The 9,373-nt window shown below is 73.8% G+C and carries 9 protein-coding genes; 6 read left to right on the plus strand and 3 right to left on the minus strand.

All coding sequences use genetic code 11. The annotated features are described in order from the left end of the window. The first annotated feature begins 3 nt into the window (after window positions 1-3). The 4 genes from CHB94_RS18305 (at window position 4) to nudC (ending at window position 4,824) form a co-directional block, all read left to right on the plus strand. Complete coding sequence (locus CHB94_RS18305; protein ID WP_089338011.1) at window positions 4-894, plus strand: DUF2510 domain-containing protein; 891 nt, start codon at window positions 4-6, stop codon at window positions 892-894. A 341-nt stretch (window positions 895-1,235) separates the two neighbouring features. Then, window positions 1,236-2,546 carry a M16 family metallopeptidase gene (locus CHB94_RS18310; RefSeq protein WP_089337989.1) on the plus strand — a complete coding sequence of 437 codons (1,311 nt, stop codon included), beginning with the start codon at window positions 1,236-1,238 and terminating at the stop codon, window positions 2,544-2,546. Continuing rightward, window positions 2,543-3,904 (plus strand): M16 family metallopeptidase, encoded by a 1,362-nt coding sequence (locus CHB94_RS18315; RefSeq protein WP_089337990.1) that lies wholly within the window; start codon window positions 2,543-2,545, stop codon window positions 3,902-3,904. The genes CHB94_RS18310 and CHB94_RS18315 overlap by 4 nt, the downstream gene beginning before the upstream one ends. Further along, a complete protein-coding gene (gene nudC / locus CHB94_RS18320; protein ID WP_089337991.1) occupies window positions 3,901-4,824 on the plus strand; it encodes an NAD(+) diphosphatase in 924 nt (307 codons plus the stop codon). The genes CHB94_RS18315 and nudC overlap by 4 nt, the downstream gene beginning before the upstream one ends. Here nudC and CHB94_RS18325 read toward each other — a convergent pair. The 3 genes from CHB94_RS18325 to CHB94_RS18335 form a co-directional block, all read right to left on the minus strand. Beyond that, a complete protein-coding gene (locus CHB94_RS18325; RefSeq protein WP_254920751.1) occupies window positions 4,817-5,383 on the minus strand; it encodes a nucleoside/nucleotide kinase family protein in 567 nt (188 codons plus the stop codon). The genes nudC and CHB94_RS18325 overlap by 8 nt on opposite strands. Before the next feature lie 83 nt (window positions 5,384-5,466). Further along, window positions 5,467-6,066, minus strand: coding sequence for an ANTAR domain-containing protein (locus CHB94_RS18330; protein WP_089338012.1), 600 nt, complete (start codon window positions 6,064-6,066; stop codon window positions 5,467-5,469). Between the two features lie 120 nt (window positions 6,067-6,186). Further along, complete coding sequence (locus tag CHB94_RS18335) at window positions 6,187-6,453, minus strand: mycoredoxin (RefSeq protein WP_089337993.1); 267 nt, start codon at window positions 6,451-6,453, stop codon at window positions 6,187-6,189. A 168-nt stretch (window positions 6,454-6,621) separates the two neighbouring features. Here CHB94_RS18335 and CHB94_RS18340 point away from each other — a divergent pair, with 168 nt between their 5' ends. Both CHB94_RS18340 and CHB94_RS18345 read left to right on the plus strand, forming a co-directional pair. Further along, window positions 6,622-8,649, plus strand: coding sequence for an ATP-dependent helicase (locus CHB94_RS18340; protein ID WP_089337994.1), 2,028 nt, complete (start codon window positions 6,622-6,624; stop codon window positions 8,647-8,649). Window positions 8,650-8,866: 217 nt separating this feature from the next. Beyond that, a complete protein-coding gene (locus tag CHB94_RS18345; RefSeq protein WP_089337995.1) occupies window positions 8,867-9,148 on the plus strand; it encodes a hypothetical protein in 282 nt (93 codons plus the stop codon). Window positions 9,149-9,373 lie beyond the last annotated feature (225 nt).

Here is a 9,373-nt window from a genome sequence, read left to right on the forward strand (position 1 = left end):
CCCGTGACCGCACCTGGCCAGCAGGCCCCGCCGCCAGGCTGGTACGCCGACCCCGACGGCACGCCGGGGCTCGTCCGCTGGTGGAACGGTGCGGCTTGGTCCGACGTCGCGACCCCGGCCGGCCCCGGCGTCGCGGTGCAGTCCTCACCCGTCCTCGCCCCGCCGACCGCGCTGCCGGACTCCCTGCCTCCCGAGGAGTCACCGGGCGGCGGCAGCTTCCGGTCCGGCTGGGTCATCGGCGTCGCGCTGCTCGTCCTCGTCGCGGTCGTCGGGGCCGCCGTCCTCATCGGCCGCTCGACCACCGCGGACGAGTCCGTGGCGGAGGCGCCGGCTCCGTCGGCCCAGCCGCCGGCCCCCGCCCGGCCGACGTTCCCGCCCGGGACGGTGCGGATCATCGACGAGGAGTCGGGCATCTCCTATCCGTTCCTCGGCGACGGCTGGTACGAGTTCGACCTCGGCATGCAGGCCGAGGTGACCGCCATCGCCGGGCAGTACTTCACGACCCAGGACCTCACTCCGGCGGGGTCGACCTTCATCGCGCAGTGCACCTCGGGGCCCCTGGCCGAGGGCCTGGGCTGGGCCGGCCCCGCCACGTTGCCGACGACGACGCGGACCGTCGCCGAGAGCGTCCGGTTCAACTACTACCCCCGGCCCAACGAGCCACGGGTCCTGCGCGACGAGGCGCGGACCGTCGACGGGCACGCGGCGCATCTGTACGAGTTCCAGCTCAGCTGGGACGTGCCCGGGTACGACGCGAGCGGCGAGCGGGCCGCGCTGCTGCTGATCGACGTCGGCCGCCCGGACCCGGCCCTGCTCTACATCTCCATCCCCAACACCCACGCCGAGCTCTACGGGGTGATCGACCGCGTCATCGACGCCGTCGAGGTGCTCTGACATCGCGATCCTCCGGATCGCACCGCGACCAGGTGCCGTCCCCGACCCACGGTGAGCCGATCCCCGTGTCCCGCTCGGGAACCCTGCGGGCCCCGCGACCGGTCCACACCCCGACCAGGTGCCGTCCCCCTGCTGCGCGGAGCCGAAGCCCCGTGTCCCGGTCGGGGACCCTGCGGGCCCCGCGACCGGTCCACACCGCGACCGGGTGCCGTCCCCCTGCTGCGCGGAGCCGAAGCCCCGTGTCCCGGTCGGGGACCCTGCGGGCCCCGCGACCGGCGCACGACCGCGGCGACCGGTGTACCGCACGGCACTCGTCGGCCATCCGCGGTTAGTGTCGGGCTGTGACAACAGCCGGCGCCGAACTGACCCTGCGGCACCCGGTGGAGCGGTTCACCCTGGACAACGGCCTGCGCGTCGTCCTCGCCCCCGATCGCAGCGTGCCCGTCGTTGCGGTGAGCGTCTTCTACGACGTCGGGATGCGCAACGAGCCCGAGGGCCGGACCGGCTTCGCCCACCTCTTCGAGCACATGATGTTCCAGGGCTCGGCGAACGTTCCGAAGATGGAGCACGCCCGCCTGGTGCAGGCGGCCGGTGGCACGTTCAACGGCTCCACCCACCAGGACTACACGAACTACTTCCAGGCGCTGCCCGCCGAGGCGCTGGAACGCGCTCTCTTCCTCGAGGCCGACCGCATGGCCGCTCCCGCCATCACCGAGGAGAACCTCCGCAACCAGATCGACGTGGTGAAGGAGGAGATCCGGGTCAACGTGCTGAACCGGCCCTACGGCGCGTTCCCATGGCTGCAGCTGCCGCAGATCGCCTTCGAGAGCTTCGCCAACACCCACGACGGCTACGGCTCCTTCGTCGACCTGGAGTCCTCGACCGTCGACGACGCGGCCGACTTCTTCTCCCACTACTACGCGCCGGGCAACGCCGTCCTGTGCATCGGCGGTGATCTCGACGTCGCCGAGGCCGAACGGCTGGTCCAGCGCTGGTTCGGCCCGGTCGCCGCACGCCCGGTGCCGCCGATCCCGGCGACCGGTGAGCCGCTGCCGACCACCGAGCGGACGGCGATCGTCGAGGACGCGCTGGCGCCGGCACCCGCACTGGCGATCGGCTGGCGGGTACCCGACCCGGTGGGCGACTTCGACCGCTACCTGGGAACCGTGCTGCTGGCCGAGCTGCTCAGCGAGGGCGACGCCTCCCGGCTGGAGCGCCGGCTGGTGCACGACGACCGGATCGCGATCGCGCAGAGCAGCTATGTCGGCCTGTTCGGCGACCCCTTCGACGTCCGCGACGCAACCCTGCTCACCACCCAGGTGCACCACCCGGCCGCCGTTCCCGCCCAGCGGGTGCAGGCGGCAGTGCACGAGGAGGTGCGGCGGATCGCCGAGGACGGCGTCCCCGTCGACGAGCTCCGCCGGGTGCAGGCACGCACCGAGGCGCAGCTGCTCCGTCAGGCCGATTCGGTGCTGGGCCGCACGCTCGGGTTCGCCGCCGCGGAGATCGTGCACGGCCGTGCCGAGCTCGCCGGGGAGCTCGCCGCCCGGCTGGCCGCGGTGACCCCCGACCAGGTCCAGGCAGCCGCCCGCGACCTGGACCCCGGCACGGCCGCCGTGCTCCAGCTGCGCGCCACGGGAGGACAGCGATGACCACCGGCCTCGACCTCACGTTGATCCCGCCGCTCGGTGAACCCCGCCCGCAGCCGGTGCCCGCGGCGGAGGAGTCGACGCTGCCCAACGGGTTGCGGTTGATCCTGGTGCCCCGGCCGGGGGTGCCGCTGATCGAGCTGCGTCTCCGCGTGCCGTTCGCGGCCACGACCGCCGCCGATGCCGGGCTGCACACCGCCCGCGGATCGGTGCTCTCCGGCGCGGTCCTGTTGGGTTCGGCCCAGCACGACCAGACCGGGATCGCCGAGCTGCTGCAGGGCCACGGCGCCGAGCTGTCGGTCTCGACCGATGCTGATCGCCTGCTGTTCGCCACCACCCTGCTGCCTGACGGCCTCGCCCCTGTCCTCGGCATGCTCGCCGAGCTGCTGACCGGTGCCACCTATCCCGACGACCGGGTCGAGGGCGAACGGGAGCGGGTCGCCGAGCGGATCAGAATCGCCCTCTCGCAGCCCGGCGTCATCGCCCGTAGCTCCCTCGCCGCGCGCCGTTACGGCGAGCATCCGTACGCGATCACCCTGCCCGACCCCGAGCTGGTGACCTCCGTCGACGGCGACGCGCTCCGGGACCTGCACCGCGCCCGCGTGCTCCCGGCCGGCAGCACCCTGGTCCTGGTCGGCGACCTGGATCCCCGGGCGACCGCAGAGGCCGCCGCCGACGCGTTGGGGGACTGGACGGTCAGCGGGCACGCCGTCGAGGCACCTCCGGCGCCCGACCTCCGCGCGACGGGGATCGAGCTGGTCGACCGATCCGGTGCGGTGCAGTCCAACATCCGCCTCGGGGGGCCGGCGCCGGGCCGGACGGATCCGGACCTGGCCGCCGTGCGCCTGGCCAACATGATCTACGGTGGGTACTTCTCCTCCCGCCTGGTCGAGAACATCCGGGAGCGGCGCGGCTACACCTACAGCCCCCGCAGCTCCGTGGACCACCAGGCGGCCGGCTCGTCGTTCCTCGTCGAGGCCGACGTCGCCACCGAGGTCACCGGGCCGGCGCTGTTGGAGACCTGGTACGAGCTCGGCCGCATGGCGCTGCTCCCGGTGACCGAGGCCGAGCTCGACGGGGCCCGCCGCTACATCCTGGGCAGCATGGCGCTCTCGACCGCCACCCACGCCGGTATGGCCAGCACGCTCTCGGCTCTGGTCGGGGCGGGCCTGCCGCCGGGCTGGCTCGCCGAGCACCAGCGGGACCTCGCCGCGGTCACCGTCGGCCAGGTCCAGGAGGCATCCCGCCGCTACCTGGCCCCGAGCGCGCTGACCGCTGTGGTCCTGGGTGACGCCGGACGGGTCGCAGATCAGCTGGAGCCCCTCGCGCCGGTCAGCATCACCCGGAGCGCCTCGGCATGACCGATCCCGCGTCGGCCGGGCCGGAGGGCACGAGGCCGTCCCGGGGCGAGGCTCCCGTTCTGTCGCGGGCCGCCCACGACCGGGCGCACCTGGCGCGGTCCCTTCCCGACCCGGCCGGTGGCAGGCCGGTGCGCGTGCTCACCGTCGATGCCCAGCGCACGGTGCCGGTGTCGGAGGGCCCCACCGGCCCGCAGCTGGTGTGGGACGAGCAACCGAAGCTGCCCCTGGGCGCGGTCTACCTGGGCGAGGCCGACGGTGTGCCGTATGCCGCTGTCCGCGGGGAGCGCTCGCTGACCGTCAACGGCCGGCCGGTCGACGCCTGGTCCGGGCTCCGTGAGGTGGGCGCCGACCTGGCGGACCTCGATGCGGGTCTGCTCGTCGAGGCGATCGGCATCCTGGAGTGGCACGAGCGGCACCGGTTCAGCCCGCTGACCGGGACGGCGACCACCATCGAGCGGGCGGGATGGAGTCAGCGGGACCCCAGCACCGGCACGGAGTTCTTCCCGCGCACGGATCCCGCCGTGATCATGCTCGTGCACGACGGTGCCGACCGGGTGGTGCTCGGCCGGCAGGCGACGTGGCCGCCCGGCCGGTTCTCCATCCTCGCCGGCTTCGTCGAGCCGGGGGAGTCGCTGGAGGCCGCAGTCGCGCGCGAGGTCGCCGAGGAGGTGGGCCTGGACGTCAGCGACGTCCGGTACGTCGCCAGCCAGCCCTGGCCCTTCCCGCAATCGCTCATGGTGGGCTTCGTCGCCCGTGCGGACGGTGACCAGCCGCTGCGCCTCGACCCGGACGAGATCGAGGAGGCGCGCTGGTTCACCCGCGATGAGCTGCGCGCCGGCACGGGCCCGCTCGCCACCCCACCGTCGATCTCGATCGCCCGGTACATCCTCGACCGGTGGGTCGACGGGGAACTCAGCTGACGAACCGACCCCCGAGCAGCAGCGCGGGCCGGTCGGGATGGTCGGCCAGGACGACGGCGTCGGCCAGGCCCGCCGGGTCCACCTCGTCGTCGTAGCGGTCGTAAGCCGGCAATTCCCAGGCCCGGTCCGGCGGGGTCAGTCGCCGCCGCGCCGCAGGGGACATCCGCAGGTGCACCACCACGTCGAAGGGCAGGCCGACGCCCTGCAACAGCGCGCCAGGGACCAGCAGCACAGCCCCCGGGGGTGCCGGGCGGCGCTGCGCCCTGGCCGCCCTGTCCCGGTCGACGTCCCAGAGGACCGGCAGGTACTCGCCCGACCCCCGGGGCCCGAGGGGAGTCAGCACCTCCCGGGTGAGCGCCCCGGCATCGAGCCAGTCGGAGTACCGGGCGTCGGGATCGGTGCGACCGCGCTCCAGGCGCAACGAGGCCGGGCGGTAGAACCCGTCGGCGGGGACGACGAGGGCGGCGCGGCCCAGCGACGGCAGGCGGTCGGCCAGCGCGGCGGCCAGACGGCCCGGCGTGGCAGCGTCCGGCCCGTCGACGGCGACCCGCAGGGCCACGGCTTCGGGATCGGGCTTCAGCGGAACCAGCAGGGCGGCCAGGCGGTCGGCCAGGGCCTGCGGGCTGAGCGGCTGCGGACGGGTCAGGAAGCGCCGTCCGTGGCGGTCAGGGCCGGGGAACCGGACGGGATGCGCGCAACCGGCCGCGGACCGGGGGAGACGACCGCGTCGGGACGGTGTCCGCCAGGCGCGTGGCCCAGCGCGGCCGGAGCACCCGGGGCAGCGACGGACTCCGCGGTCAGGCTGTCGAGGACTTCGCGGGCCAACTCCGCGACCGGCCGGCCCTGCGACCTCGCGTCCCGGCGCAGCGACTCGAAGGCCTCCCGGACACTGGTGGAGTGGCGCTCGGCGAGGACCCCGATGGCGCGCTCGGTGGACACCCGCGACGCCAGGGCGTGCTCGAGCTGGGCGATGGTCCGCTCCAGTTCGGCGATCCGCGCCTCGGTCGAGTCCAGCGGCGCATCGGTGGTGCCGGGCCCGCGCGCGGACCGCCGAGCGGCGCGGTCCGGCTCGGTCAGCGCGCCGAACTCCTCGGCGACGAGGTCGGCCAGGGAGAGCCCCTCGATCAGGTCGCCGGCGGTCTCGACCCCGGCGGCAGAGCTCACCGCCCAGCCGCGGGGGGTGCGGGTGAGGGCGACGGGGCCAGTGCCGGAGGGAGAGGCGAAGCGGGATCCCGAGCTCACGACGGCGGCCTCCGAGAACGTCTCCGGTGACGACGGCCGGACGACGTCGGTGCCGCGGACGCGGCCCGCTCGGGGGCGCTCATGCCCCTTCGAGGGCCGCGGGCCGGGGATCACCTGCTTTCACGCCTCCCGGAGGGAGCCCAGCTGGGCCTTGACCTCGTCGATGGTGGGGTTGGTCAACGCGACGCCGTCGGCGAACAGCAGGGTGGGAACGGTGCGGTTGCCACCGTTGGCGGTCATGACCACGTCGGCCGCCTGCGCGTCGTGCTCGATGTCGACCTCGGCGAACTCGATGCCCTCGCGCTGCATGAGCTTCTTCAGCCGCATGCAGTAACCGCACCAGGCGGTGGTGTACATGGTCACGGGGGCGGTGGGGGTCGAGGTCATCGAGGGGAATCCTCCCTGGTAGGGGCGAGCGGGTCCAGTCCCCGAGAGGGTGGACCGCCATGTGTCGAGGGCAACGCCGCTCTCCTGGGGATGCTTCCCGACGTCGTCGCTCCGGACTGACAGGATCGGGGGCCGCACGTCGACCGCGAGGAGAGAAAGGGGGCCACGATGCAGAGGACCGGATCCGTACGACCGGACACCGAGCCGGCCTCCCGTGCGGAGGCGGTGCTCGCCGCCCTGGACGACGAACAGCGGGAGGCCGCGCAGGCGGTCACTGGCCCCGTCTGCATCCTTGCCGGTGCCGGCACCGGCAAGACCCGCACCATCACCCACCGCATCGCCTACGGCGTGCACACCGGCGTCTACGTGCCGGAGCAGGTGCTCGCGGTGACGTTCACCGCCCGCGCGGCCGGGGAGCTCCGTGGCCGGCTGGCCGCGCTGGACGTCGGTGGCGTGCAGGCGCGCACGTTCCACGCCGCGGCGATGCGCCAGCTGCGCTACTTCGCCCCGCGGGTCCTCGGTGGCCCGATGCCCTCGCTGGTCGAGAACAAGCTGCGGCTGGTGGCCACGGCCGCCTCCCGGTCGCGGCTGTCCACCGACCGCACGAGCCTGCGTGACCTGGCCAGCGAGATCGAATGGGCCAAGACGACGCTGGCCACGCCCGACGACTATCCGGCCCGCGCGCGGGCTGCGGGGCGGGAGCCGCCCTTCGAGGCGGCCGCCGTCGCGGCCGTGTACGCGAGCTACGAGTCGGCCAAGCAGCGCGACGGGGCCCTGGACTTCGAGGACCTGCTGCTGGTCACCGCCTACGCGCTCGAGGAGCATCCCGCGGTGGCCCGGGAGGTGCGGGCGCAGTACCGCCACTTCGTCGTCGACGAGTACCAGGACGTCAATCCGCTGCAGCAACGGCTGCTCGACGCCTGGCTGGGCGGGCGCGCCGATGTGTGCGTCGTCGGCGACCCCAACCAGACGATCTACTCCTTCACCGGGGCCGATCCCGACTACCTGCTGGGTTTCGCCGATCGCTATCCCGACGCGGCCGTGGTCAAGCTGGAGCGGGACTACCGCTCGACCCCGCAGGTGGTCGGGTTGGCCAACCGGCTCATCGGACAGGCTCCCCGGCGCAAGGGCCTGCCGGGCCTGCGCCTGCTCGGTCAGCGCCCCGACGCCGGCGAGCCCACGTTCACCGAGCATCCCGACGAGCCGGCCGAGGCCGCCGCCGTGGCCGCGAAGTGCAAGGCGCTGATCGATTCCGGGATGCCGGCGGCCGAGATCGCCGTGCTGTTCCGGATCAACGCCCAGTCCCAGGTCTACGAGTCGGCGCTCGCCGACGCCGGTGTGCCGTACGTGCTCAAGGGGGGCGAGCGGTTCTTCGAGCGGCCCGAGGTGCGTGAGGCGGTGCTCCTGCTCCGCGGTGCGGCCGCCGGAGGCACCGAACCCGGCGCGCTCGTCCCGACCGTCCGAGACGTGCTGGCCTCGGTGGGCTGGGCCGAGCACCGGCCTCCGGCCGGCGGCGCGGCCCGCGACCGGTGGCAGTCGCTGGCTGCCCTGGTCGACCTGGCCGTCGACCTGGTCGCGGAGAACCCGACGCTCGACCTCGCCGGGTTCGTGGGTCACCTGGCCAGTCGGGCCGATGCGCAGCACGCGCCCACCGTGCAGGGCGTGACACTGGCGTCGATGCACGCGGCCAAGGGCCTGGAGTGGGACGTCGTGTTCGTGGTCGGCCTGGTGGACGGCGTCCTCCCGATCGCGCAGTCGCTGTCCCGGCCCGACGCGGTGGAGGAGGAACGCCGGCTGCTCTACGTCGCCGTGACCCGCGCCCGAGAACATCTGTCGCTGTCCTGGTCCCTGGGGCGCAACCCCGGTGCCAAGCGCGCTCGTCCGCGCAGCCGTTTCCTCACCGGCCTGGCCCCCGACTCCGGGCCTACGGCGCCCGCTCCTCGCCGGCCCAACAAGCGGCCCAAGGTCGTCCTCGAGGGTGAGGCGGGCGAACTCTTCGAGCGGCTGCGCGCGTGGCGCAGCCAGGCGGCGCAGTCGGCCTCGGTCCCGGCCTACGTCGTCTTCACCGACGCGACCCTCCAGGCCATCGCCGAGACGCGACCGGCCTCGCTGCGGGAGCTCTCCGGGCTCCCGGGCGTGGGGGCTCGCAAGCTGGAGCTCTACGGCGAGGACGTGCTGGCCGCCGTCAGCGGCTGAACGGGTCCGGGCGGGCACATCCGGGCCCGGGCCGGGCCGATACCGAGGGCAACGGCAGGCGGGTCGGAACGGCGGGCGCGACGCGTCCGGAGGAACTGCCGGTTAATTCGATTGACCCCGCTTCGACGGGCGCCCTAGTGTTCCGGCACACACGAGCTGCACCCCTGCGCTCCTGGCCGTCCGGCCGGGACCGAACCCGAGGAAGGAGGGGGCACCGATGATCAGCACGACGTGGATGAAGGCCCCCGCCGATCTCCTCGGCCTGGGCGGCTTCGACGTGCGCCCGGTCTACGGCCCGGGCCTGTGCGGCGGTCGTGCCGAGCGCGCCGTTGCGCCTATCGCCACCCGGCAGAGGACCGATCTGCCCGCAGTCGGCACCGCCCTGCGCGTGCGCCCCGTCACCCGTCAGGCCGTCGGCCACGACGTCGTGATCAAGAACTTCTTCGACAACAACGGCACCACCCTCGGGATCCACTCCTCGAGGAGACCGCAGAGCTAAGCGCTCGACCGGTCCTCCACGAGGCCGCGGAACCCGAACCCCGGGATCCGCGGCCTTTCTCTTTGTCCGCGGCCCCCGACACCGACCACCGGTCGGCGGGTTCCCGCTGACCGTCGCCGACGACGAGAACTAGGCCCTGTTTGAGAAGTCGCTCGCGGGCCGTGGCTGGCGTGTCGGTGCCGAAAGAAGGCGAGGTCTCCGGTAGAGGGATCAACGACCAAGAAG

Source organism: Blastococcus mobilis (assembly GCF_900188025.1).
In the GTDB taxonomy this organism is placed as follows: Bacteria; Actinomycetota; Actinomycetes; order Mycobacteriales; family Geodermatophilaceae; genus Blastococcus_B; species Blastococcus_B mobilis.